23 protein-coding genes are annotated in these 23431 nt (G+C 61.2%); 13 read left to right on the forward strand and 10 right to left on the reverse strand.

What is annotated here, in order from left to right; translation table 11 throughout:
• Window positions 1-63: 63 nt before the first annotated feature.
• From CFB10_RS02425 to coaD, 6 genes are all read right to left on the reverse strand, one after another.
• Window positions 64-1221, reverse strand: coding sequence for an aminodeoxychorismate synthase component I (locus tag CFB10_RS02425; protein ID WP_020012713.1), 1158 nt, complete (start codon window positions 1219-1221; stop codon window positions 64-66).
• A gap of 124 nt (window positions 1222-1345) precedes the next feature.
• Window positions 1346-2476, reverse strand: coding sequence for a tRNA guanosine(34) transglycosylase Tgt (gene tgt, locus CFB10_RS02430; protein ID WP_003503021.1), 1131 nt, complete (start codon window positions 2474-2476; stop codon window positions 1346-1348).
• A complete protein-coding gene (gene queA, locus CFB10_RS02435; protein ID WP_020012714.1) occupies window positions 2476-3558 on the reverse strand; it encodes a tRNA preQ1(34) S-adenosylmethionine ribosyltransferase-isomerase QueA in 1083 nt (360 codons plus the stop codon). Before queA ends, tgt begins: the two co-directional genes overlap by 1 nt.
• Window positions 3559-3801: 243 nt before the next feature.
• Window positions 3802-4311, reverse strand: coding sequence for a peptidylprolyl isomerase (locus CFB10_RS02440; RefSeq protein ID WP_020012715.1), 510 nt, complete (start codon window positions 4309-4311; stop codon window positions 3802-3804).
• Between the two features lie 36 nt (window positions 4312-4347).
• A complete protein-coding gene (locus tag CFB10_RS02445; RefSeq protein ID WP_020012716.1) occupies window positions 4348-4917 on the reverse strand; it encodes a peptidylprolyl isomerase in 570 nt (189 codons plus the stop codon).
• Between the two features lie 29 nt (window positions 4918-4946).
• Complete coding sequence (coaD, locus tag CFB10_RS02450) at window positions 4947-5441, reverse strand: pantetheine-phosphate adenylyltransferase (RefSeq protein WP_026364133.1); 495 nt, start codon at window positions 5439-5441, stop codon at window positions 4947-4949.
• Between the two features lie 417 nt (window positions 5442-5858).
• Here coaD and CFB10_RS02460 point away from each other — a divergent pair, with 417 nt between their 5' ends.
• The 8 genes from CFB10_RS02460 to CFB10_RS02495 all read left to right on the forward strand — a co-directional run bounded on the left by CFB10_RS02460 (window position 5859) and on the right by CFB10_RS02495 (window position 13618).
• Window positions 5859-6038 (forward strand): hypothetical protein, encoded by a 180-nt coding sequence (locus tag CFB10_RS02460; RefSeq protein ID WP_003503030.1) that lies wholly within the window; start codon window positions 5859-5861, stop codon window positions 6036-6038.
• 42 nt (window positions 6039-6080) lie between these two features.
• Window positions 6081-6215, forward strand: a complete 135-nt coding sequence (locus tag CFB10_RS24260; RefSeq protein ID WP_003503032.1) for a hypothetical protein — start codon at window positions 6081-6083, stop codon at window positions 6213-6215.
• A gap of 373 nt (window positions 6216-6588) precedes the next feature.
• Complete coding sequence (locus CFB10_RS02470; protein WP_026364134.1) at window positions 6589-8481, forward strand: peptidylprolyl isomerase; 1893 nt, start codon at window positions 6589-6591, stop codon at window positions 8479-8481.
• A gap of 16 nt (window positions 8482-8497) precedes the next feature.
• On the forward strand, window positions 8498-9511 hold the full coding sequence (trpD, locus tag CFB10_RS02475; RefSeq protein ID WP_020012720.1) for an anthranilate phosphoribosyltransferase: 1014 nt from the start codon (window positions 8498-8500) through the stop codon (window positions 9509-9511).
• A gap of 10 nt (window positions 9512-9521) precedes the next feature.
• Window positions 9522-10337, forward strand: a complete 816-nt coding sequence (gene trpC / locus CFB10_RS02480; protein ID WP_020012721.1) for an indole-3-glycerol phosphate synthase TrpC — start codon at window positions 9522-9524, stop codon at window positions 10335-10337.
• Between the two features lie 7 nt (window positions 10338-10344).
• The gene (moaC, locus tag CFB10_RS02485; protein ID WP_020012722.1) at window positions 10345-10836 is read left to right on the forward strand and encodes a cyclic pyranopterin monophosphate synthase MoaC; all 492 of its coding nucleotides are present in this window, start codon (window positions 10345-10347) and stop codon (window positions 10834-10836) included.
• Entirely contained in the window at window positions 10837-12054 is a 1218-nt protein-coding gene (gene glp, locus CFB10_RS02490; protein WP_020012723.1) for a gephyrin-like molybdotransferase Glp, read from the forward strand. It begins immediately after the preceding gene.
• 493 nt (window positions 12055-12547) lie between these two features.
• Window positions 12548-13618 (forward strand): GGDEF domain-containing protein, encoded by a 1071-nt coding sequence (locus CFB10_RS02495; RefSeq protein ID WP_020012725.1) that lies wholly within the window; start codon window positions 12548-12550, stop codon window positions 13616-13618.
• 95 nt (window positions 13619-13713) lie between these two features.
• Here CFB10_RS02495 and CFB10_RS02500 read toward each other — a convergent pair whose 3' ends face one another.
• From CFB10_RS02500 to CFB10_RS02510, 3 genes are all read right to left on the reverse strand, one after another.
• Complete coding sequence (locus CFB10_RS02500; protein WP_020012726.1) at window positions 13714-14322, reverse strand: pyridoxamine 5'-phosphate oxidase family protein; 609 nt, start codon at window positions 14320-14322, stop codon at window positions 13714-13716.
• A 50-nt stretch (window positions 14323-14372) separates the two neighbouring features.
• Window positions 14373-16184 (reverse strand): monovalent cation:proton antiporter-2 (CPA2) family protein, encoded by a 1812-nt coding sequence (locus CFB10_RS02505; protein WP_020012727.1) that lies wholly within the window; start codon window positions 16182-16184, stop codon window positions 14373-14375.
• A 273-nt stretch (window positions 16185-16457) separates the two neighbouring features.
• On the reverse strand, window positions 16458-16826 hold the full coding sequence (locus CFB10_RS02510) for a gamma-butyrobetaine hydroxylase-like domain-containing protein (RefSeq protein ID WP_020012728.1): 369 nt from the start codon (window positions 16824-16826) through the stop codon (window positions 16458-16460).
• A 132-nt stretch (window positions 16827-16958) separates the two neighbouring features.
• Here CFB10_RS02510 and moaA point away from each other — a divergent pair, with 132 nt between their 5' ends.
• The 5 genes from moaA (at window position 16959) to mobB (ending at window position 21474) form a co-directional block, all read left to right on the forward strand.
• On the forward strand, window positions 16959-18008 hold the full coding sequence (gene moaA / locus CFB10_RS02515) for a GTP 3',8-cyclase MoaA (protein WP_026364135.1): 1050 nt from the start codon (window positions 16959-16961) through the stop codon (window positions 18006-18008).
• Window positions 18009-18169: 161 nt separating this feature from the next.
• Window positions 18170-19138, forward strand: a complete 969-nt coding sequence (locus tag CFB10_RS02520; RefSeq protein WP_020012731.1) for a DMT family transporter — start codon at window positions 18170-18172, stop codon at window positions 19136-19138.
• 1 nt (window position 19139) lies between these two features.
• Window positions 19140-20339 (forward strand): multidrug effflux MFS transporter, encoded by a 1200-nt coding sequence (locus CFB10_RS02525; RefSeq protein ID WP_020012732.1) that lies wholly within the window; start codon window positions 19140-19142, stop codon window positions 20337-20339.
• The gene (mobA, locus tag CFB10_RS02530; RefSeq protein WP_003509706.1) at window positions 20336-20962 is read left to right on the forward strand and encodes a molybdenum cofactor guanylyltransferase MobA; all 627 of its coding nucleotides are present in this window, start codon (window positions 20336-20338) and stop codon (window positions 20960-20962) included. Before CFB10_RS02525 ends, mobA begins: the two co-directional genes overlap by 4 nt.
• Window positions 20959-21474: a molybdopterin-guanine dinucleotide biosynthesis protein B gene (gene mobB / locus CFB10_RS02535; protein ID WP_020012733.1), complete on the forward strand. Its 516-nt coding sequence runs from the start codon at window positions 20959-20961 to the stop codon at window positions 21472-21474. Before mobA ends, mobB begins: the two co-directional genes overlap by 4 nt.
• 144 nt (window positions 21475-21618) lie before the next feature.
• Here mobB and CFB10_RS02540 read toward each other — a convergent pair whose 3' ends face one another.
• Complete coding sequence (locus tag CFB10_RS02540; protein WP_020012734.1) at window positions 21619-23178, reverse strand: LysM peptidoglycan-binding domain-containing M23 family metallopeptidase; 1560 nt, start codon at window positions 23176-23178, stop codon at window positions 21619-21621.
• Between the last annotated feature and the right edge of the window lie 253 nt (window positions 23179-23431).

Here is a 23431-nt window from a genome sequence, read left to right on the forward strand (position 1 = left end):
TGGTTGCTTACGTCATAGCTTCCCCCCTCATTCCTGTGACACGCACAGGAATGAGGGGGGAAGCTAACCCCGCAACAACCTGTCCCCCACCGCGAATTTCGATTTCAGCAGACACTCGTCATATTCCGCCTCGGCAACGGAATCGAACACGATACCGCCGCCGACATTAAAGACGGCGCGTCCATCCTCGAACAGGCTGAGCGTGCGGATCGCCACCGAAAAGCGCATCTCACCATCAGGAGACATGAAGCCGATTGCGCCGCAATAGGCGTCGCGCGGCGTTGCCTCCAGTTCTCGCAGGATTTTCATCGCCCACATTTTCGGCGCACCGGTAACGGAGCCACAGGGAAACAGGGCGGCGAAGATGTCTTCCACCGTCATGTCAGGCAGAAGCTTCGCCCTGACATGGCTGACCATCTGATGCACGGTCGGATAGGTCTCAATATCGAAAAGCCGCGGCACATCGAGGCTGCCGACCTCGGTGATGCGGGAAATATCGTTGCGCAGCAGATCGACGATCATGCGGTTTTCGGCGAGCGTCTTTTCGTCCGCGAGCATCGCCGCGATAATCGCCCGGTCCTCTTCCGCATCGGCCCCGCGCGGCGTCGTTCCCTTCATCGGATGGGTTTCGATGAAACCGTCCCCATCAACCGAGAAAAACAGTTCCGGTGAGCGCGACAGGATGACCGGGCCGCCGAGATCGACCAGCGCGCCATATTTCACCGGCTGCCGTTCGATCAGCGACCAGAAGGCCGTCAGCGGATCGCCGCTCCAGCGGGCATGGACCGGCATGGTCAGATTGCCCTGATAACAGTCGCCCCGGCGCAGATGCCCGTGCAGCCGCTCGAAGCGCTGGCAATAGTCTTCAAGGCTCCATGCGGGCGCAGGATCGGACAGAAACGCATCCGCTTCCGGCAGGTCAGTGGGACGAGCAAACCGCCCCTCATCCGGCTGCGGGCCGGAAAAGACGCCAAAGCGAAGGAACGGCACGTTGCGGGGCTCGGCCGCAAAAGGCGCAAGCTTCGGCTCGAACAGGAAGCCGGCCTCGTAGGACATATAGCCGGCAAGATATTTCCCGTCGCGACGCAGCTGCTCCATGCGTACAAGTGCTGCAAAAAACGCCTCCGGCTCATCCGCGACGATGATCTCTTCCGGCTCGGTGAAGGCTGTCACCGCGCCGGTCGTGTCATCCCGGAAAAGAACGTAAGGCGCATGTGCCAAGGAATAAATCCGTAGAAGGAAGGTTTGGGGCGTTCAAAGCGGCGGATAGAAACCTCTCCTCCGTCATCCTCGGTCCCCGGATCAAGTCCGAGGATGACGTCGAGTGTGGGGGAAGCTCTGCAACCTAAACCGGGTCTATATCGCCTCGCGCCCACATCTCGATGGTTTCCGCATAAAAATCGGCGAAACGGCCTTCCTCGATCGACTTGCGGATACCCTGCATCAGCTCCTGATAATAGGCAAGATTGTGCCAGGAGAGCAGCATGCCGCCCAGCGCCTCGTTGGAGCGCGTGAGGTGATGCAGATAGGCGCGGGAATAATCGCGCGAGGCCGGGCAGTTGGATTGCTCGTCGAGCGGCCGCATATCCTCGGCATGGCGGGCGTTGCGGATATTGACCCTGCCGCGACGGGTGAAAGCAAGCCCGTGACGGCCGGAACGGGTCGGCATCACGCAGTCGAACATGTCGATGCCGCGCGCGACGGATTTCAGGATATCGTCAGGCGTGCCGACGCCCATCAGATAACGCGGCTTTTCAGTGGGCAGCACCGGCAGCGTGATGTCGAGCATGCCCAGCATCACATCCTGCGGCTCGCCGACGGCAAGGCCGCCGACCGCGTAACCCTTGAGATCGAGCTGTTTCAAGCCTTCAGCCGAGCGAATGCGCAGGTCCGGCTGGTCGCCGCCCTGCACGATGCCGAACATGGCCTTGCCGGGCTGCTCGCCGAAAGCGACGCGGCAGCGTTCCGCCCAGCGCAGCGACATTTCCATGGCGCGCTCGATTTCCTTGCGCTCGGCCGGCAGAGCAATGCATTCATCGAGCTGCATCTGGATGTCCGAATCGAGCATGCCCTGGATTTCGATCGAGCGTTCCGGCGACATATGGTGCAGCGAGCCGTCCACATGGCTCTTGAAGGTCACGCCCTTCTCGTCCAGCTTGCGCAGGCCGGAAAGCGACATGACCTGAAAGCCGCCGCTGTCGGTGAGGATCGGGTGCGGCCAGCGGATCAGCTCATGCAGGCCGCCGAGCCTTGCCACGCGCTCCGGGCCGGGCCGCAGCATCAGATGATAGGTATTGCCGAGAATGATATCGGCGCCCAGCTCGCGCACCTGATCGAGATACATGGCCTTGACGGTGCCGACAGTGCCAACGGGCATGAAGGCGGGCGTGCGGATGACGCCACGCGGCATGGCGACTTCGCCGAGGCGTGCGCCGCCGCTCGTGGCTTTCAGGGTGAAGGTGAATTTCTCGTGCATCAGTTTTTCCGGAACAACAGGCTGGAATCGCCATAGGAATAGAAACGGTATCCGGTTTCGATGGCGCGCCTGTAAGCGTCACGCATCGTTTCGAGACCGCAGAAAGCCGAAACCAGCATGAACAGTGTCGATTTCGGCAGGTGGAAATTGGTCATCAGTATGTCGACGGCCCGGAAACGGTAACCGGGCGTGATGAAGATGCCGGTGGCATCGGACCATGGGTGAATAACGCCATTCTCGTCGGCCGCACTTTCGATCAGCCGCAGCGATGTTGTGCCGACGCAGACGATGCGCCCGCCGCGCGCCTTGACGGCATTCAGCCTATCGGCGGTTTCCTGCGACACATGACCGATCTCGAAATGCATCTTGTGATCGTCGGTATCGTCGGACTTCACCGGAAGGAAGGTGCCTGCCCCAACGTGAAGCGTCACGAAATGTCGCTCGACGCCCACCTTGTCCAGCGCGGCAAACAGATCGGGCGTGAAATGCAGCCCGGCGGTGGGGGCGGCGACGGCTCCCTTTTCGCGGGCATAGATGGTCTGGTAATCGGTCTGGTCCTGCGCATCTTCCGGCCGTTTGGCGGCGATATAGGGCGGCAAGGGAATATGGCCGACGGAGGCAATCGCCTCATCGAGCACCGGACCGGAAACGTCGAACAGCAGCGTGATCTCGCCCTCCTCGCCCTTTTCCTCGACAGTGGCCTCCAGATGGGCAAGGCCGCAGGCATTGTCGCGCTCATAACCGAAACGGATGCGGTCACCCTCTTTGATGCGCTTGCCGGGGCGCGCGAAAGCCTTCCAGCGCGATTGGTCGGCGCGCATGTGCAGCGTGGCCGAAACCGCCGTCTCCGGCGCACCTTCGCGCAGCCTGACACCTTCCAGCTGGGCGGGAATGACGCGGGTGTCGTTGAAGACAAGCGCATCGCCGGGCTTCAGGAAGGACGGCAGATCAAAGACGCGGTGGTCTTCCATACGGTTTTCATTCGGATCGACCACGAGCAGGCGCGCACTATCGCGCGGGTTCGCGGGGCGAAGGGCGATATTCTCCTCGGGCAGGTCGAAATCGAACAGGTCTACACGCATTGCAAGGGCTCTCGAAAATATCAAAACCCGCCCTGCATTGCATGGGGCGGGTGGAAAGTGGTGACAAGGTTTCCTCTAACGAGGCGTCATCCTCGGGCTTGTCCCGAGGATCTAACGATCCACATCGTCAACGTGGTTAGATCCTCGGGACAAGCCCGAGGATGACGACGGAGAGGTTCTGACACCTTCTCAACATTCGAACCGCCCCGCAGTCGCCTGCGGAGCGGTGTGATGCAATATTTCTTAAGCCGCAGAAGCGAGCTTGATGGAAACGATAGAATCGGGATCCTTCACCGGCTCGCCGCGCTTGACCTTGTCGATGGCTTCCATGCCTTCGATGACCTGGCCCCAGACGGTGTACTGCTTGTTAAGCCACGGAGAATCCGTAAAGCAGATGAAGAACTGGGAGTTGGCGGAGTTCGGGTTCTGCGAACGGGCCATGGAGCAGGTGCCGCGCACGTGCGGGATGGCGGAGAATTCAGCCTTCAGGTCCGGCTTGTCGGAACCGCCCATGCCGGCGCGGGCCGGGTTGAAGCTGTCGGAACCCTTTTTGCCGAACTGCACGTCGCCGGTCTGGGCCATGAAATCTTCAATGACGCGGTGGAACACGACGCCGTCATAGGCGCCTTCCGAAACGAGTTCCTTGATGCGGGCGACGTGGCCAGGCGCAACCTCCGGCAGCAGCTGGATCACGACCTTGCCGGTCGTCGTTTCCATGATGATGGTGTTTTCCGGATCCTTGATCTCGGCCATGGTTATTCTCCTCTGTTCGGGCTCTATTGCCCTACCTTACTTTTTGCCGACGGTGACCTTGATCATCCGGTCGGGGTTGGAAACTTCGCCGTTGCCGCCGGCGCCGCGCTTGATCTTGTCCACGGCTTCCATGCCGGACACGACCTTGCCGACCACGGTGTACTGGCCATTCAGGAACGGACCATCGGCAAACATGATGAAGAACTGCGAATTGGCGGAATTCGGGTCCTGCGAGCGGGCCATGCCGACCACACCGCGCGTGAACGGAACCTTGGAGAATTCGGCCGGAATATCCGGCAGGTCGGAACCGCCGGTGCCGGCGCGCTGGGCGCTGAAGCCCTTCTCCATGTTGCCATACTGCACGTCGCCGGTCTGCGCCATGAAGCCGTCGATGACGCGGTGGAAGGCCACGTTGTCATAAGCGCCCTTCTTGGCCAGCGCCTCGATCTGCGCAACGTGCTTTGGCGCAACATCAGGCATCAGCTCGATGACAACGGGACCATCCTTCAGCTGGACGTTAAGAAGTTCGGCGGCAGACGCGAATGTGCTGGCGGCAAGCACACCTGCAAACATGGCGCCGGCAAAGGCAAATCGAACGAGTTTCATCGGATTGGCTCCAGAATGTGGGGCTGAAGTCAGCGCTTCAGCTTGGCGTTGAGGGCTTCAAGCACGGCCTTGGGCACGAAGGCGTCGACATTGCCGCCCATGGCGGCGATCTGCCGGACCAATGTGGCTGTAATGGGTCGCGACGACGTGCCGGCGGGCAGGAACACGGTCTGAATATCAGGCGCCATCTGGCGGTTCATGCCGGCCATCTGCATTTCATAATCGAGATCGGTGCCGTCTCGCAGGCCGCGCAGCAGGAGATGTGCGCCGTGCTGGCGCGCGGCATCAACGACGAGATTGTCGAAGGAGACGACTTCCATGCGCCCCGCTTCACCCGGCAGGGTCTCGGAAAGAGCCTGGCGTATCAGCGCCGCCCGTTCCTCGAAGCTGAACATCGGCGCTTTTCCGGGATGGATGCCAACGGCGACGATGACTTTGGACGCCACGCTCAGCGCCTGGATAAGCACATCCAGATGTCCGTTGGTCATCGGATCGAAGGATCCTGGATAAAAGGCAATCGTCATATCGCTCTCAGGTGGTGGGCGTTATGTGCCGCCTTTTGTCATGGAGACGGGCTCGGCGCAAGACTTTTACCACCCAAGCCCGTGTTCGAGACCGCCTGAACCACGGATGAATGGGCCGTTCAGTGCGGTTTCAGAGCTATTTTGTTTAAATGCACGCCATCGGGAAACCGAAACGCCCCTCACTCGTTAAGCATCCGGAGAATTGAAAATGCTGGCCTTCATGATCGTCCTTTCGATCATCGCTTCATTCGCTGCCGAGTATCTTTTTCTCGAATGACGGCCTTAGCCAGTTTCCTGAACGCCAGATGAACGAGCCATTCAAGGAAGTTTCACAGGCGCGATGCTAATCGATTTTTACGTTTGACGCGGAACATGTCGAGACATGGCGCGTTAAGAAAGAACCAAAGGAACGGACATATGTTTGTAAGAGAAAAACAGTCTACTTCGGCGAAAATCAGCGTCATCAGCACCGCCTGGACAGTACTGGTTATCGCAATGGTAGCAACGACGTTTAGCCTTTATGAGCAGAAGCCTGAAACCCAGGGACCGGACTACCCGCAGCTGACCGCCCGTTACCAGTATATGAATTATTACTGAGGAACGGGGAGAATTTCCCCATAACTCCCGGAGACGATATCAATGTTCACATTTCTGACGATGCTTCTGGCCCTGATCAGCGTAATGTTCGTGACATCGATGATATCAGTCGTCGCCGAGATGCGGCGGGAAGATGAGGAATTCAAGGCGACGATCCGGCGCGACCGCGCCTTCTGAGTGCGGCGAACGGGCCCGACAGCCCCTTAAAAATGATTCTTTTCAACCGCCTGGACCGTCCGGGCGGTTTTGTTTTGCCAAGCCGCCAGCCTCTCCTTCCCCCATTCAAGTGCTCATCCCAGCAATCCGACTGACGCGGCTCGCGCGCGGCGGGAGGAGCCCTTCAGCCCAAGGACTTGAGCTGGCTAGAGGCAGCCGATATCGAACCGTCGCCTCCATTTCGGCGCCTTCAATCACACAACCGTTTTCAAAACCCCGTTTTTCCAAGGCAAATTCCCTTCAATTTCCGTTTGGATTGATTTAAGGAACGCCGATACGTTGCGGGCCGGACAGCCGGCAACCGCGATGACGTTCCTGTGAGGTTTGCATAACGATGCTCGATTCCCTGAGAAATGCTTCTCGAACCATGGCAGCCAAGCTGCTGCTTCTCCTGCTTGTTGTTTCGTTTGGCGTCTGGGGCGTCTCCGCATCGCTTGTCACCGCCAATTCCCACGCCGTCATGACGGTGGGTGACCAGACGGTCAGCCCTGAGGAATTCCGCCTCGCCTATCAGCGCCAGATTTCCGATCTCAGCCGCCAGTTCGGCACCCGCCTGACGACCGAACAGGCCAAGGCCTTCGGCATCGACCGTCAGGTCTTCAGCCAGCTTGCGGCCGGTGCAGCCCTTGACGAGCTGGCCTCGAAGATGAATCTCGGCCTTTCGGAAAACCGCCTCGCCAACCTCATCGCCGAAGACCCGGCCTTCAAGTCGGTCAACGGCCAGTTCGACCGCAATCTCTTCAGCGAGCGCCTGCGCAATTCCGGTTTCCGCGAGGACGACTATATCAAGGAACGCAGCAAGGTTGCCGTCCGAAGCCAGATCGTCGAAGCCGTTTCCGATGGTTTTGCCGCACCGCAGGTGCTGGTGGATGCGCTGAAGCAATATCGTAATGAACAGCGCTCGGTCGACTACGTCATTCTTTCGAACGCCGTCATTCCGCCGGTCAAGGCGCCGGGCGACGATGTGCTCACACCCTGGTTCGAGACCAACAAGACGAAATATCGCGCGCCCGAGTTCCGCAAGTTCACCTATGTGAAGCTGGAACCGTCAGACATCGCTGATCAGGCCTCCGTCACCGACGCCCAGATCGCTGATTATTACAACAGCCACAAGGACAGCTTCCGCACCGCCGGCCGCCGCACGGTGGAGCAGCTGACCTTCCCTGAAAAGGAAATGGCCGAAGCCGCCGCCGAACAGATCCGCCTCGGCAATACCACCTATGACCAGGTGGTGAAGGATCAGGGCAAGGCCGCATCGGACGTCACGCTCGGCGAATTCACCAAGGATACCATCCCGGACCAGTCGATCGCCGACGCTGCTTTCGCCATCCAGAAGGATGGCGGCGTGTCGCCCGTGGTCGAAGGTTCCTTCGGCCCGGTCATCCTGCGCGTCACCGGCATCAAGCCGGAAACCACCCGCACGCTGGAAGAGGCGAAAGAGGATATCCGCAAGGACCTCGCCACCGCCGCCGCCGCGGAAGAAATCACCAATGTGCATGACCGTTACGAGGACCTGCGCGCCGGCGGCTCCTCGCTTGCCGATGCCGCCAAGCAGCTGAACCTCAAGCCAGTCACCATCGCCGCCATCGATGCCGCCGGCCTCGATGAAAAGGGCGATGCGGTTCAGGGCCTGCCCTCCCCGCAGCTCGCGCAGGAGGTCTTCAAGACCGAACCCGGCACGGAAGCGCTGCCGATCAATCTCGGCCGCGAAGGTTACATCTGGTTCGATGTTGACCAGATCATCGCCGCCCGCGACCGCACGCTTGCCGAAGTGCGCGACGATGTCGTGGCCGACTGGACGGCGGAACAGCAGCGCAACGCGCTTGCCGCCAAGGCCGAGGAACTGAAGGCGCGCGTCGAAAAGGGCGACACGCTGGAAGCCGTGGCCGGTGAGCTGAGCCTTGCCGTCGAGCAGAAATCCGGCCTGCGCCGCACGAGCGAGGACGCGATTTTCGGCCGGCAGACCATCGCCGCCGTCTTCTCGGGCGCCGAAGGCGTGGTCGGCACGGCCGCCGATGCCGAGGGTTCGAGCCGCATCCTCTTTAAGGTCACCGCCGTCGACACCAATGCGCCTGCAGATGCGCTCGCCAATGACGACCAGCAGTTCGCCGCCATTGCCCGCGCGGCCGGCGACGACATGCTGGACCAGATGGTCAACCGCCTGCAGAATGACTATGGTGTCACCATCAATCAGGCCCTCGCCGATCAGGCGATGGTCGGCTTCTAACCCGGGGGGCGACAAGATGGCCGAACTGAAGCCGCTGATCGCCAAGGTCGCAAATGGAGAAAGCCTGAACCGCGAGGAATCGCGGGCGGCTTTCGACATTCTGATGTCGGGCGAAGCCACGCCGTCGCAGATCGGCGGTTTCCTGATGGCGCTGCGCGTGCGCGGGGAAACGGTGGACGAAATCGTCGGCGCCGTCTCCTCAATGCGTTCCCGCATGCTGCCGGTTTCGGCCCCCGCCAATGCCATCGATATCGTCGGCACTGGCGGTGACGGCATCGGCACCTATAATATCTCGACACTCGCCTCGATCATCGTCGCCGGAACGGGCCTGCCGGTCGCCAAACATGGCAACCGGGCGCTAAGCTCCAAATCCGGCACGGCGGATGCGCTCTCTGCGCTTGGCGTGAAGCTCGACATCGGTCCCGAGCTCATCGCCCGCTGCATCAGCGAGGCGGGTCTCGGTTTCATGTTCGCGCAGCTGCACCACTCCGCCATGCGCCATGTCGGCCCCAGCCGCGTCGAACTCGGCACGCGGACGATCTTCAACCTGCTCGGGCCCCTCTCCAATCCGGCGGGCGCCAAACGGCAATTGCTCGGCGTCTTTTCGCCGCGCTGGCTGGTGCCGCTTGCCGAAGTGCTGCGCGATCTGGGTTCGGAAAGCATCTGGGTCGTGCATGGCGACGGCATGGATGAAGTTACGACAACCGGCGTCACCCATGTGGCGGCGCTGAAAGATGGCAAGATCCGCACCTTCGACCTGACGCCGAAGGATTTCGGCGTCGAGCCCGTTTCCATGGAAGATTTGAAGGGCGGCGACGGCATTGCCAATGCGGCGGCGCTGCGCGAGGTCCTCTCCGGAAAACGCAACGCCTATCGTGACGTATCGCTGTGCAACGCGGCAGCAGCGCTGGTCATTGCCGGCCAGACTGAGACGATTGGCGAGGCGATGACGATCGTCAGCGAAGCGCTCGACAGCGGCGCGGCCGCAGCAGCGCTTGACCGTCTGGTCGCCGTGTCCAACGAAGAATGAGAGCGAGATCATGAGCGACATTCTGAAAAAGATCGAAACTTACAAGCGCGAGGAAATCGCCGCCGCCAAGGCCAGGGTTTCGCTTGCCGATCTAAAGGCGATGGCCGCCGGCCAGACCGCGCCGCGCGGCTTTTATAAAGCGCTGAGGGCAAAACAGGCCGAAGGCAAGTTCGGGCTGATCGCCGAAATCAAGAAGGCCAGCCCCTCCAAGGGCCTGATCCGCCCGGATTTCGATCCGCCGGCGCTGGCCGCAGCCTATGAGGCCGGTGGCGCCGCCTGCCTCTCCGTGCTGACGGATACGCCGAGCTTCCAGGGCGCGCCGGAATTCCTGACCGCCGCCCGCAATGCCTGCGCCCTGCCGGCGCTGCGCAAGGATTTCATGTTCGATACCTATCAGGTGCATGAAGCCCGCGCCTGGGGTGCGGACTGCATTCTCCTCATCATGGCCTCGCTTTCCGACGACGAGGCGAAACGGCTTGAGGATGAGGCTTTTTCGCTCGGCATGGATGTGCTGGTCGAGGTGCATGACGCCGAAGAAACCGAACGGGCGCTGAAACTCGCCTCGCCGCTTCTCGGCATCAACAACCGCAACCTGCGCACCTTCGAAGTCGGCCTCGAAACCAGCGAGAAGCTCGCGGGCCTCGTGCCGGCTGACCGGCTGCTGGTGGGCGAAAGCGGCATCTTCACCTTCGAGGATTGCCAGCGTCTGGAAAAAAGCGGCATCAGCACCTTCCTCGTCGGCGAAAGCCTGATGCGCAAGGACGATGTGACAGCGGCGACCAAAGCGCTGCTGACAGGCCAATCCGGCATTCTGGCAGCGGAATAAAGCGCCGATGAGCGAGACGGGAAAGCTCACCCATATCGATGCGAGCGGCGAAGCGCATATGGTCGATGTCGGCGACAAGGCCGAAACCGTCCGTGTCGCCGTGGCCGAAGGCTTCGTGAAGATGAAGCCGGAAACGCTGGCGCTCATTCGCGACGGCAACGCCAAGAAGGGCGATGTCATCGGCACCGCGCGCCTCGCCGGCATCATGGCCGCCAAACAGACGGCAAACCTCATCCCGCTCTGCCATCCGCTGATGCTGACCAAGGTTGCGGTCGATATTACCGAAGATACCGCCCTGCCCGGCCTGAGAGTCGAGGCCATGGTGAAACTGTCTGGCAAAACGGGCGTGGAGATGGAAGCGCTGACCGCCGTCTCCATTGCCTGCCTGACGATCTATGACATGGCGAAAGCCGCCGACAAGGCGATGGAAATCGTCAATATCCGCCTTCTCGAAAAGAGCGGCGGCAAATCCGGCGATTTCCGGCGACAGGAGACCTGAATGAAACCGCTGCTGCCCGTGGATGAGGCCATAACACGCCTTCTTGAAGCAGCGGTTCCGGTGACCGAAAGCGAAACCCTGCCGCTTGCCGAATGTGATGGCCGGGTTCTCTCGGCCGACCTTGCGGCCCGTCTCACCCAGCCGCCCTTCGACGCCTCGGCCATGGATGGTTATGCGCTGCGCAGCGCCGATGCGCCGGAGATAGGTTCGGTCCTCACCGTCATCGGTCAGGCCGCAGCCGGCCATGCCTTTACCGGCGCGGTGGGTGACGGCCAGGCCGTGCGCATCTTCACCGGCGCGCCCGTACCGCAGGGTGCGGATACAGTCCTCATTCAGGAAGACGCCGAAGTGCTGGAGGGCGGAAAAATCCGCACCGCCTTCGACGTCACCGCCGGGCGACATATCCGCCCGCGCGGGCAGGATTTTGCCGAAGGCGAAACGGCTCTGAAGACCGGGCGTGAACTTGGCTTCACCGACCTCACACTGGCGGCGGCGATGAACCATGCCGCGCTCACTGTCTATCGCAAGCCACGCATCGCCATCCTCGCCACCGGCGATGAGTTGCTGCCGCCGGGAAGCGCACCGCAGCCCGCCCAGATCATCGCCTCCAACACCTTCGGTGTTGCAGCCCTTGCCCGGCAGGCCGGCGCGGAGGTTCTCGATCTCGGCATCATTGCCGATGACGAGAGGCTGATCCGCGCCGCCATCGGCAAGGCCGTCGCGGCGAAGGTGGATGTGCTGGTGACGCTCGGCGGCGCCTCCGTTGGCGACCACGACCTCGTGCAGGCCGCGTTGAAGGCGGAAGGCATGCAGCTCGATTTCTGGCGCATCGCCATGCGTCCGGGGAAACCGCTGATGGTCGGGTCCATCGGCGTCATGCAGGTTCTGGGTCTGCCTGGAAATCCGGTTGCCAGTCTCGTCTGCGGCCTGCTGTTCCTCGAACCGCTGATACGCCGCCTCGCCCGCCGCGCGCCCCTGCAACGCATGGCCATAGCCCGCACCGCCACGCCGCTGAAGGCGAATGACCACCGGCAGGACTATCTGCGCGCCCGCTTCAGTACGGACGAAAAAGGCGTGCTGGTGGCGGAAGCCTATGCGAAGCAGGATTCATCGATGATGAAGATTTTGGCCCATTCCGATTGTCTGATCGTGCGTCCGCCAAATGCACCTGAGGCAGCCGCAGGGGCGGAGTGCCCGGTCATAAGGCTCAAATCCTGATACGCAGGCGGTGTGCCGACAGCATAAAGGACCCCTTCCCAAAACTTGCCAAATGATTGCCGCGCCGTCTCAAAACGGCACTGACACATCCCGCGCGGCACGGGAGCCGCCAATAAAACTGTAACATTCCTGTATCTGGACACGAATGACAGAAAAAGCCGCCTATAGGTGGAGTCTCCTTCAACTCAAAACCCCGCTTCTCTCTTTGTCCCGGCAATATCTCCCCTTATTGTTGTGCCAAAATAAATCACACGAATCCTCTTATTGGGATTGACAGAATAAATGCGATGCTGGCACCAAGACGAATAGTAGAGCGAAAAACTTCCGGAATTCCTCAAAATGAAAATTACTTATATTTATCAATTAAATAAAATAAATATCGGCGAAAATCGCGTTTCCGAAAACAAAAATTAGTTTCCCGTAAATTAAGCTTTCCAAAACGCGCTTCATAATAATAATCATAGTCGATAAGCAGACTCACTGGAGTTTCTTGATGAACACGGCATCCACGCCCAAAACCACGGGGCCCGACATTGCCGGGCAGATTGCCTATGCCATGCGGAGCATGGGTGTTTCGCCGATCCCGCGTAACTACAGCCTGTTTTACGAAGCCTATATCGGCTCGAACCCTGCCCTGACGAAGGACCTGGCCGCGCTTGGCAACCGGGTGACACAGGAAGATCTGGACGAGCTGTCCTCCCGCTACGGCGAAGGCAATCCCGAACGGTCGATCGACGATGCGCATGAGAAGCTGCGGCGCGAGCTGGAGAGCCTCCTGGGAACGCTGAGGCGCGAACAATCCTCCATCGAAAACTACAACAGGATTCTCGGCGAAACGCGCCAGCGCATCGATGACAAGAACGCCGCCAGCAGCAATATTCTGAGGAATGCGATTTCATTGCTGGCCGAAGCCACCGGCTCGAAGATCATCGATGGCGAAAAGGCGTTCAACGACGTCAACCGCCATGCCGAGGAAATGCATCAGGTGCGCCTCGAACTGGACGAATACAAGCGCATCGCCAACACCGATTCGCTGACGCGCCTCTCCAACCGGCGCGCCTTCGACGACCGGTTGGCATCCGTTTACGACAGCTCCATCGGCCTGCAATATACCACGCTGGTTCTGCTCGATATCGATCACTTCAAGCGGATCAACGACACTTTCGGCCATCCGGTCGGCGACAAGATCCTCGCCACCGTCGCTTCGGTCATCCGCGCCAATGTCCGCAAGGATGGTTTTGTCGCCAGAAGCGGCGGCGAGGAATTCGCCATCATTCTGGATGGCAACACGCCGGAAGAGGTGATGGTGACGTGCGAGCGCATCCGCCTGTCGCTGGAAAGCACGCCCTTCCGCAATTCGAGATCGGGCGCCGACTACGGCACGGTGACGATCTCCATCGGCTTCGCCTCCGCCGCGCAGGCCACCAATCCGAGCGAGCTTTACGGCCATGCCGATACGGCGCTCTACCATGCCAAGGAAACCGGCCGGAACCGCTCCGTCTATTATGAGGACGGCATGCAGAAGAATTACGTCGGGAAGAACTGGCTGATTTATCGGACGTGAAGCAAATTGCGCCAATTTGGGCGCATTAAAAACACGGCGCTCTCCCCGCCCTCATTCCTGTGCTTGTCACAGGAATGAGGGCGGGAGGGAAAGCCTCACCACATGGTCTTCGCCGCCCGCGCCGCCCATTCGCGGTCGTAGGTTTCCTGATCGAATTCCGCCTTTGCCGCCTTGAGCAGAAGACCGGGGGTCGGAAGCGACGCCGGATCGACGAAATTATCGGGGTTCCAGAGCTCGGAGCGCATCAGCGCCCGGGCGCACTGGAAATAGACTTCGTCGATCGTCACCACGATAACCGTGCGCGGATGTTTGCCATCCATCTCGAAGCTTTCCAGCAGATCGGGAGCGACGGAGACCACAGCGCGGCCGTTGATGCGCATCGTCGTGTTCGAGCCGGGGATCAGGAACATCAGCGCCACGCGCGGATCGCGCACGATGTTCAAAAGCGAATCCACCCGGTTATTGCCGCGCCAGTCCGGCAGAAGCACCGTCCTGTCATCAGCCACCCTGACCACGCCGCCCTTATCACCGCGCGGTGAACAGTCCATACCCTCCGGCCCGACCGTCGCCAGCGCAAGGAACGGCGAAGTCTCGATCATCAGCCGGTATTCGGCCGTCAGCGTGGCCGTCACCTTGGCGATCGATGCCTCGCTCGCGCCGTCATAGATGGCCTTCAATTCCTCAACCGTGCGAATGATCGTCATATCCGTTCCTATCCCTCGAAATCACCCTGCGACACCACCGGGCGCAATCCCTATTCCTCTGCCGCTTCCGCCTTTTCCCGCTCCGCCCGCTCACGCGCCGTGCGCGCGGCGACGAGATCGGCCGGCTGGGCGTTGCCGCGGATCAGCGAACGGCCGGCATAGATGCCGCCGACGACTTCCATGGCGAAACGTTCCTCGTCGCGATCGCGGAATTCCTCCACCAGACGGGCGGCGTCTTCCCGCTCCTCGCCCATGGCGCCAAGCACTTCCTCGCTGAAATTCAGCGCCGATTCCAGCGTCTCGCGGATCTGGTAGTCCACACCCGCCTTGAGCAGATCAATGGCATGGCCACGGTCGTAAGCACGGGCAAGGACCGGCACCAGCGGGAATTCGTGCTTGACGATCTCCGCGATCCTGACCGCCGCCTCCTTGTCATCGACGCAGATGAGAACCGCGCGCGCCGTGCTGGCGCCGGCCGCATGCAGGATTTCCGCCCGCGAACCATCGCCATAATAGACCTTGAAGCCAAACTCCGCCGCATCGCGCACGAATTCGGCATCCTTGTCGATGAGCGACAGCGTGTAGCCCCGCGCCAGAAGCGGCTGGCTGACGATCTGCCCGAAACGGCCGAAGCCGATGAGGAGAATGCTGCCCTCGACATTCTCGGGCACGTCGAGATCGTCGGTATTGGGAACCGCCGCCGGCACCAGCCGGTCATGCAGGATGACCATCAGCGGCGTCAGCACCATGGAGATGATGATGGTCGCCGTCAGGATGGCGTTCGCCTCCCGGTCGAGAATACCGGCGCTGACGGCGGCCGAATAAAGTACGAAGGCGAATTCGCCGCCCTGCGCCATCAGCACCGCCCGTTCCAGGCTTTCGCGCCTAGTGGTTCCAAGCGCCCGCGCCACGCCATAGATCAGGAAGGCCTTGAGCAGCATGTAAGCCGCGACGCTTACCAGCACGAGCTGCCAGTTGGAGGCAATGACGGCAAGGTCGATCGCCATGCCGACGCCGAGGAAAAAAAGGCCAAGCAGAATGCCGCGAAACGGCTCGATATCCGCCTCAAGCTGGTGACGGAAAGAGGATTCCGACAATAGCACGCCGGCAAGGAAAGCGCCCATGGCCATCGAAAGACCGCTGACCTGCATCAGAAGCGCCGAACCGAGCACCACCAGCAACGCTGCGGCCGTCATCACCTCACGCGCGCCGGAAGCGGCGAGCAGGCGGAAAAACGGGTTGAGAAGATAACGCCCGGCAAGGATGAGCGCGCCGACGGCGGCAAGCGCGATGCCGACTGAAACCCAGCGCTCCGACGCCGTCACATGTTCGCCACCCGAACCGAGGAAGGCGACAAGCGCCAGCAGCGGCACGATGGCCAGATCCTCAAACAGCAGGATGGCGATGATGCGCTGGCCCTTGAGGCTGGACATGCTGTTGCGTTCCTGCAGCATCTGCATGACGATCGCCGTCGAGGTCAGCACGAAACCGGTGCCGGCGACAAAGGACATGATGACGGGAAAGCCGAGACTGACGCCCACCAGCGTCAGGCCCGCCATGCAGACCAGCACCTGCAGGGCACCCAGCCCGAAAATATCCTGCCGCATCGACCACAGCCGCGAGGGCTGCATTTCAAGGCCGATGATGAACAGGAACATCACCACGCCGAGTTCCGCTATATGCAGAATGGCCTGCGAATCGGAAAAGAAACCGAGACCATAAGGCCCGATCACGAGGCCGGCGGCCAGATAACCGAGCACCGAGCCGAGACCGATGCGCTTGAAGATCGGCGCGGCGACAACGCCTGCCGCCAACAATACGACCACCTGGGCCAGATCATTTCCGTTCGCTTCTACAGCCACACGCCACCCCGCTGAAAATCAATAAGACGAGGGTGTTCCCTCCCTCACTTCCTAGCGCATCGGCGGGAAAAGCGAAAACGATTTTACTGGCGGACGGCGCGCAGATTCAACGGGTTATTTGCTGCCGGGACATGGCGCTTCAGACGAAGCTGTCCTCCTCCCTCATTCCCGCGCTTGCCAAAGGAATGAGGGGGGAAACGTCACGATAAGCCGCAGGCCTTGCGTCTGTCGAACGAATGTCGTGCGCCCGGCAATGCAGCGTATGGCGTGTGGCTATCGGAATCGCGGTTCCCTGCTCAGGCCCTTTTCGGCGAGCTGCCGTTCATAGTCCGCAAACAGCGCCTCCCCGGTCTCACCCAATTCCTTCAGATATTTCCAGGTGTAGATGCCGCTATCGTGGCCATCGTCGAAAACGATGCGAACCGCATAATTGCCGGTCGCGACCATGGAACGGATGGCGACATTGCGTTTGCCGGGCACCGTGACCTTTTGTCCCGGCCCATGGCCCTGCACTTCCGCGGAGGGTGAAAGCACACGCAGCATCTCGGCGCCAAGCCGGTAAACGCTTCCATCATCAAAGGAAACAGTCAATTCGCGCCGGTCTTTCGACACAAGCAGCTCGGTCGGCCAGGCATCACTCATTTTTCACTTCCGCAAGCTCGTCACATGCGTCAGAATTACGGACTTGCCTCACGATAGGCAAGCCACTACATCACCTAATAGAGCACACATCAGGCGTGTGTGCCCGGCGCAAGGCGCAATGAGGATGGAGACGTGAACAGTTTCCCCGGCTCGCTTGAAAAAGCGAAAACCCTGATGGAAAAAAGCACACCGATGGTGGACCCTTTCGGCCGCGCCATCACCTATCTGCGTGTTTCCGTGACCGACCGCTGCGACTTCCGCTGCACCTATTGCATGTCCGAGCACATGACCTTCCTGCCGAAAAAGGACCTTCTGACGCTGGAAGAACTCGACCGGCTCTGTTCCGTCTTCATCGCGCGCGGCGTGCGCAAGCTGAGGCTGACCGGCGGCGAGCCGCTGGTTCGCAAGAACATCATGTCGCTGGTGAGGAACCTCGGCCGGCATGTGCAAACAGGCGCGCTGGACGAACTGACGCTGACCACCAACGGCTCGCAGCTTTCGAAATTCGCCGCAGAGCTCGCCGATTGCGGCGTGCGCCGCATCAATGTCTCGCTCGATACGCTCGACCGCGATAAATTCCGCCATATCACCCGCTGGGGCGATATCGACCGGGTGATGGAAGGGCTGGACGCGGCCCAGGCCGCAGGCATCAAGGTCAAGCTCAACGCTGTGGCGCTGAAGGACTTCAACGACGCCGAGATTCCCGATCTGATGCGTTTCGCCCATGGCCGCGGCATGGACCTGACTGTCATCGAAACCATGCCGATGGGTGAGATCGAAGAAGACCGGACGGACCGCTACCTGCCGCTTTCGCAGCTGCGCGCCGATCTCGAAAAGAGCTTCACGCTCATCGACAGCGATTACCAGACCGGCGGCCCCGCCCGTTATGTGACGGTGAAGGAGACCGGCGGCCGGATGGGCTTCATCACCCCCATGACGCATAATTTCTGCGAAAGCTGCAATCGCGTGCGCCTCACCTGCACCGGCACGCTTTATATGTGTCTCGGCCAGGACGACGCCGCCGATCTGCGCACGGCGCTGCGCGCCTCCGACAGCGACGCCTATCTCTCGAGCGCCATTGATGAAGCCCTGCTGCGCAAGCCGAAGGGGCATGATTTCATCATCGACCGGACCCACAACCGGCCCGCCGTCTCCCGCCATATGAGCGTGACCGGCGGCTGAGCCTCTTTCTCGTCCACCCGCCCATATAAGCGGTTGAAATACCGGCTGTGCCGTGCCACGTCTCTTTGCATGGAGGAATGCGTGGTTGCGCCGGAACGGCGGCTCCAGATCGCCCGCAAGGGCGGACGGGGTAAACCGCGCATGGTCTGGGATATTTGGGAATGGCATTGACGGACAATACGCGCGGCGCACTTTTCATGGCGCTCGCAATGGCAAGCTTCACGGCCAATGATGCGCTGACGAAGTCCGTCACACCCTATATCAACACCGGCCAGATCATGTTCGTCCGCGGCATCATGACCGTGGTGCTGATCTATATCGCCGCACGCCATTTCGGCGCGCTTCGGCCGCTCAAAACCCTGCTGCGACCCATCATCATCCTGCGCTGTCTCTGCGAGGTGACAGCCGCCGTGCTTTATCTGACGGCGCTCGGCCTCATCGAATTTTCCAATGCCTCGGCCATATTGCAATCCCTGCCGCTGGTGGTGACGCTGGGCGCCGCCCTTTTCCTGCGTGAGCCCGTGGGCTGGCGGCGCTGGGCCGCCATTATCGTCGGTTTCATCGGCGTGCTCGTCATCATCAGGCCGGGCCCTGAAGGTTTCACGCCGGGGGCGCTGCTGGTCGTCGCATCGCTGGCCGTCACCGCCGCGCGTGATCTCCTGACGCGGAAAATGTATGCGGATGTGCCCTCGCTCGCCATCACCGTCATTACCGCTTTCGTCAACATGGCCGTGGGCGGCCTGCTGATCGCGCCCTTCGGCGGCTGGCAGCCGATGAATTTCATGATCCTGTCGCATCTCGCCGGCTCCGCCATCCTGGTGCTGGTGGGCTATCAGGCGATCATTCTCGCGATGAGATCAGGCGAAATCTCCTTTGTCGCGCCATTCCGTTACACCAGCCTGCTCTGGGGTTTCATGATCGGCGTGTTCTTCTTCAACGAGAAAATCGACAGCTACACCATCGCAGGCGCCATGATCGTCATCGGTTCGGGCCTCTATACCTTCTATCGCGAAAGCCTGCGCAAGCGTTCGCAGATTGCCAAGCGCTCGGCTGCGACACCCACCGCCGCCACCACGGTGCGGCCGGCTTCCGTAACGAAAGCCGCCGTTGCGGAAGAAGCGGGAGAATGAGATGAACAGCGGCCGTTTTCTCGACAGGACCACCCCGCCCCACATCATCACGCTAGTCGTCATCGCCGGCGTCGCCGCGCTGTGCATGAACGTGTTCCTGCCCTCGCTTGCGGCCATGGCGCTCTATTTCGAGACCGATTATGCCGTGATGCAATTTGCCGTTTCGGGCTATCTTGCCGCCACCGCCTGCCTGCAGCTCATCATCGGCCCGCTTTCCGATCTCTTCGGACGCCGCCCGGTCATGCTGGCCAGCATCGCCATCATGATCGTCGCAACGCTCGTCTGCATGCTGGCGCCCAATATCACCGTTTTCATGATCGGGCGCGTCGCGCAGGCGGCCGTCGTTTCGGGCTTTGTGCTGGCGCGCGCCATCGTGCGTGACATGGTGCCGATGGAACAGGCGGCCTCGATGATCGGCTACGTGACCATGGGCATGTCCGTGGGGCCGATGGTGGGGCCGACGGTTGGCGGGTTGCTCAACGACATCTCCGGCTGGCAGTCGAGCTTCGCCCTCCTCTGCCTGCTCGGCGTCGGTATTCTGGTGCTCGCCTGGTTCGATCTCGGGGAAACCAACCACAACAAATCGGCAAGCTTTTCCCAGCAGTTTCACGCTTGGCCGGAGCTGCTGCGCTCGCCGCTGTTCTGGGGTTATGCGCTGACCTCGACCTTCTCATCGGGCATGTTCTTTTCATTCCTCGGCGGCGCGCCCTTCGTCGGCAGCGTGCTTTACGGGCTTGCACCGGCCATGCTCGGCCTGCAATTCTTCTTCATGGCCAGCGGCTATATGCTCGGCAACTTCATTTCCGGCCGTTATGCCAGTGAAATCGGCATCACCCGCATGATGTTGTCGGGCAATGTCATCGCCATTGCGGGCATTGTCACAACCATGGTGCTGATCTCAGCCGGGGCGGAAAGCGCCTATGCGTTTTTCGTGCCGCTTGCCCTGATCGGCGTCGGCAACGGCGTGACGCTGCCGAGCGCCAATGCCGGCATGGTCAGCGTCCAGCCGCATCTGGCAGGCTCCGCCTCCGGTCTCGGCGGCGCCATGACCATCGGCGGCGGCGCGGCACTGTCAGTACTCGCCTCCTCGGTCCTGTCCAAAGAGGATGGAACCTGGCCGCTTCTTCTCGTGATGCTGGCGACCGGCCTTGTCGCCCTCCTCACCACCTATATCGTAAGGCTGCAGGAAAAGCGGGAATGACGGCCCCTTTTGAAATACCCGGCCTCGTGCTCGCCGGCGGGCTTTCGCGGCGCATGGGCAGCAACAAGGCGATGGTGCAGCTGGGCGATCGCCCTCTCATTTCCCATGTCATCGGCCGCATCACGCCGCAGGTCTGCGATGTCACCATCAATGCTGCCAATGGCTGGGCGGAGAGTTTCGGCCTGCCGCTGCTGCCGGATACACTGAACGGCCATGCCGGGCCGCTCGCGGGTATTCTGGCCGGCATGCGTCATTTCCAGCACCGCGAGAACGCGGCTAGCCACTTCCTGACCGCGCCGGCCGACAGCCCGTTTTTCCCCGACGATCTCGTGGCGCGCCTTTGCGAGCACGTATCGGATCATGCGATCGTCATCGCCGCCTCCAGCGGCCAGCTTCACCCGGTTTTTGCGCTGTGGCCGGTGGCCCTTGCCGATGATCTCGAGGCGTGGCTGAAGAACGATGCAAACCGGCGCATCCGCGCCTATCTTGCCCGGCATGTCACCATCGGCGTAGCTTTCCCGCCGCTGGAAACGGCAAAGGGCAGCCTCGATCCGTTCTTCAACATCAACACGCCGGATGAACTGGCGCTGGCGCGCAGCTATCTGGAGAGCATGGAACCATGACGGCACAAAAGGTCTTTGGCATCGCCGGCTGGAAGAACTCGGGCAAAACCGGCCTCGCGGTGCGCATCGTCACCGAGCTGACGGCGCGCGGCTACCGCGTCTCCACCATCAAGCACGCCCATCATGATTTCGACATCGACAAGGTCGGCGCCGATAGCTGGCGTCACCGGCAGGCCGGCGCGCACGAGGTTACCATCGTTTCCGGCACCCGTTTCGCCATCATGCATGAACTGCGCGGCGAACCGGAACCCTCCTTCGAGGACATCCTCTCCCGCCTCGCCCCCTGCGATCTGGTGCTGATCGAAGGTTACAAATATGAGCCGGTGCCGAAGATCGAGGCGCGCCGTCTGGAGGCCGCCAAGACCGAACCGCTTGCGCCGCTCGACCCGCATATCATCGCCATTGCCGCCGATCACCCGGTGGCGGACGCCACCCTTCCCGTCTTCTATCTCGACGATACCGCCACGATCGCAGACTTCATCGAGAAGACGGTTGGGCTGGTCAGGACCTAGCCGACGTTTTGGCCGCCGCCTCTCCTGCGTCATCCTCGGGTCAAGCCCGGGGATGACGTCGAATGTGTGGAGACGTTTGCACCACCCCAAAAATGAAAAAGCCGGGTTCTTCACCCGGCTTCATCATTCCTTGAGACGCAATACCTATTCAAGGAAACTGGAGGGGTTCACCGGCGTCGCATCCTTGCGGACTTCGAAGTGAACCTGCGGACGCTTGGCGCTGCCGGTCATGCCTGAGGTGGCGATGGTCTGGCCGCGCTGGACCTTCTGGCCGCGCTGGACGTCGAGATTGGCGGCGTTGCCGTAAACGGTGACCTTGCCATCGTCGTGACGGACGAGAACCGTGTTGCCAAGCTGCTTCAGACCGTTGCCCGCATAGATGACAACGCCGTTTTCGGCGGCCTTGATCGGCGTGCCCTCGGGAACGGAGATGTTGATGCCATCGTTGCGGCTGCCTTCGACATTGTCGCCGAAATTGTTGATGACCGCACCGCGAACCGGCCAGCGATATTTGCCGATGCCGGTGGATTCCGGTGCGACAGAAGCCATGTCGGCTTTCTTCTCGATATCGCTGACACTTGCCGTGGCCGGTGCGGCAGGCGCAGTCGGAGCGGCGGCAGCAGGAGCCTTGTAGGGCTCAGGCTTGACGGATGCGGTTTCGACCGCCTTCGCCGCTTCCTTGGCGGGAACCGAAGCTGTCTTGATGGCATCCGTCGAGGCGCCCGGCATGGTGAGCGTCTGGCCGACGCGGATGCTTTCGTTGCCGAGACCGTTTGCCGCCTTCAGGGCAGCAACCGACACGCCGTTTTCGCGGGCGATCTTCGCCAGGCTATCGCCCGGCTGAACCTTGTAACCACCGCTCGGCGGCAGCGGCTTGCCGCCAGGAGGCGTCAGCTTGCCGGCTTCGGAGGAAACCTTGTCACGGGCGGCGGCCTGCGAAGGCAGCACGGCCACATTCCCCTCGGGGCCGCGCAGGGGGGTCGGCTGGTCGCCATTGCGGTTGAGAGCGATATTGCCGGCGGCATCCTTGGCGGCATTGCGGGCCTGGCCGAATTTCGGGATGAGGATCGACTGGCCGGCCTGCGCCGAGGATGCGGTCTTCAGACCGTTGACGCGCAGCAGTTCCTTTTCCGGAACGCCGTAACGGTTGGAGAGCGTCGCGATGCTTTCGCCGGGACGCAGGGTCACGGAGGAAGCGCCATCGGTGTGCCAGCCATTCTTGTCGGAACGTACGGTCGCGGTGGTCAGGTTGTCGGCGACGGGAGCGGCAGCCTGCTGGGCGGGCGCTGCAAGAGACGGCGCGGCTTGTCGCTGAGCGGACGGGAAAGGCTGGGCCATGGCTTCGTTGCGTGTCGACGGGTCGCGGCTTGCCACGGCGGTTGGGGCCGAAAGCTCGGAACGCTGCACCGGCGAGGCCGAAGCGCGGGCCGTGGAAGGCTGGACGCCGCCATAACCACCGGACTGCGGATAGGAGTTGCCGGCCATGTTCTGGTTGGCGTAACCACCCTGCGGCGCGGCTGAGGCGTAACCGCCATTCATGTCGCCCTGCGGAACCGGGGCCTGCCCGTAAGCACCGCCGCCCTGACGGGCAGGAATTGACGCCGTTGTCATCCGATCCGGTCCACTGGAAAAGAGGCCGCTGAACCGCGTTGCATCCGAGCTACAGCCCGTTGCGACGCTTGCCAGCAATGCCGCTGCGAACATTTTTGCGACTGATTTTCCGATTTTAGACGAATGTCTCATACGCATGACTCGATCTACACTGACGCCAACCCGCCGCATCTGGATGCGATCCGGCACAAATTTCACTTCTTGCAAGGCCCATTTCCCGAGGTGGGGAAAACCATGCGTCGATGTTTATGATTAAAGCGCGTTAGTGTTACCACGCCGTTAAAACGTTAAGCCGCTCAGCGCTTTTTTGACACTTCGATAACCATGACGGAAACCAGGTGCGTCA

The organism is Agrobacterium sp. 719_389 (genome assembly GCF_900188475.1).
Taxonomy (GTDB): Bacteria; Pseudomonadota; Alphaproteobacteria; order Rhizobiales; family Rhizobiaceae; genus Agrobacterium; species Agrobacterium radiobacter.

Coding starts and splice junctions, on each gene's coding strand:
- tgt (WP_003503021.1), bottom strand. CDS start 2,476: ATGCACGAGAAATTCACCTTCACCCTGAAAGCCACGAGCGGCGGCGCA.
- queA (WP_020012714.1), bottom strand. CDS start 3,558: ATGCGTGTAGACCTGTTCGATTTCGACCTGCCCGAGGAGAATATCGCC.
- CFB10_RS02440 (WP_020012715.1), bottom strand. CDS start 4,311: ATGGCCGAGATCAAGGATCCGGAAAACACCATCATCATGGAAACGACG.
- CFB10_RS02445 (WP_020012716.1), bottom strand. CDS start 4,917: ATGAAACTCGTTCGATTTGCCTTTGCCGGCGCCATGTTTGCAGGTGTG.
- coaD (WP_026364133.1), bottom strand. CDS start 5,441: ATGACGATTGCCTTTTATCCAGGATCCTTCGATCCGATGACCAACGGA.
- CFB10_RS02460 (WP_003503030.1), top strand. CDS start 5,859: ATGTTTGTAAGAGAAAAACAGTCTACTTCGGCGAAAATCAGCGTCATC.
- CFB10_RS24260 (WP_003503032.1), top strand. CDS start 6,081: ATGTTCACATTTCTGACGATGCTTCTGGCCCTGATCAGCGTAATGTTC.
- CFB10_RS02470 (WP_026364134.1), top strand. CDS start 6,589: ATGCTCGATTCCCTGAGAAATGCTTCTCGAACCATGGCAGCCAAGCTG.
- trpD (WP_020012720.1), top strand. CDS start 8,498: ATGGCCGAACTGAAGCCGCTGATCGCCAAGGTCGCAAATGGAGAAAGC.
- trpC (WP_020012721.1), top strand. CDS start 9,522: ATGAGCGACATTCTGAAAAAGATCGAAACTTACAAGCGCGAGGAAATC.
- moaC (WP_020012722.1), top strand. CDS start 10,345: ATGAGCGAGACGGGAAAGCTCACCCATATCGATGCGAGCGGCGAAGCG.
- glp (WP_020012723.1), top strand. CDS start 10,837: ATGAAACCGCTGCTGCCCGTGGATGAGGCCATAACACGCCTTCTTGAA.
- CFB10_RS02495 (WP_020012725.1), top strand. CDS start 12,548: ATGAACACGGCATCCACGCCCAAAACCACGGGGCCCGACATTGCCGGG.
- CFB10_RS02500 (WP_020012726.1), bottom strand. CDS start 14,322: ATGACGATCATTCGCACGGTTGAGGAATTGAAGGCCATCTATGACGGC.
- CFB10_RS02510 (WP_020012728.1), bottom strand. CDS start 16,826: ATGAGTGATGCCTGGCCGACCGAGCTGCTTGTGTCGAAAGACCGGCGC.
- CFB10_RS02520 (WP_020012731.1), top strand. CDS start 18,170: ATGGCATTGACGGACAATACGCGCGGCGCACTTTTCATGGCGCTCGCA.
- CFB10_RS02525 (WP_020012732.1), top strand. CDS start 19,140: ATGAACAGCGGCCGTTTTCTCGACAGGACCACCCCGCCCCACATCATC.
- mobA (WP_003509706.1), top strand. CDS start 20,336: ATGACGGCCCCTTTTGAAATACCCGGCCTCGTGCTCGCCGGCGGGCTT.
- mobB (WP_020012733.1), top strand. CDS start 20,959: ATGACGGCACAAAAGGTCTTTGGCATCGCCGGCTGGAAGAACTCGGGC.
- CFB10_RS02540 (WP_020012734.1), bottom strand. CDS start 23,178: ATGTTCGCAGCGGCATTGCTGGCAAGCGTCGCAACGGGCTGTAGCTCG.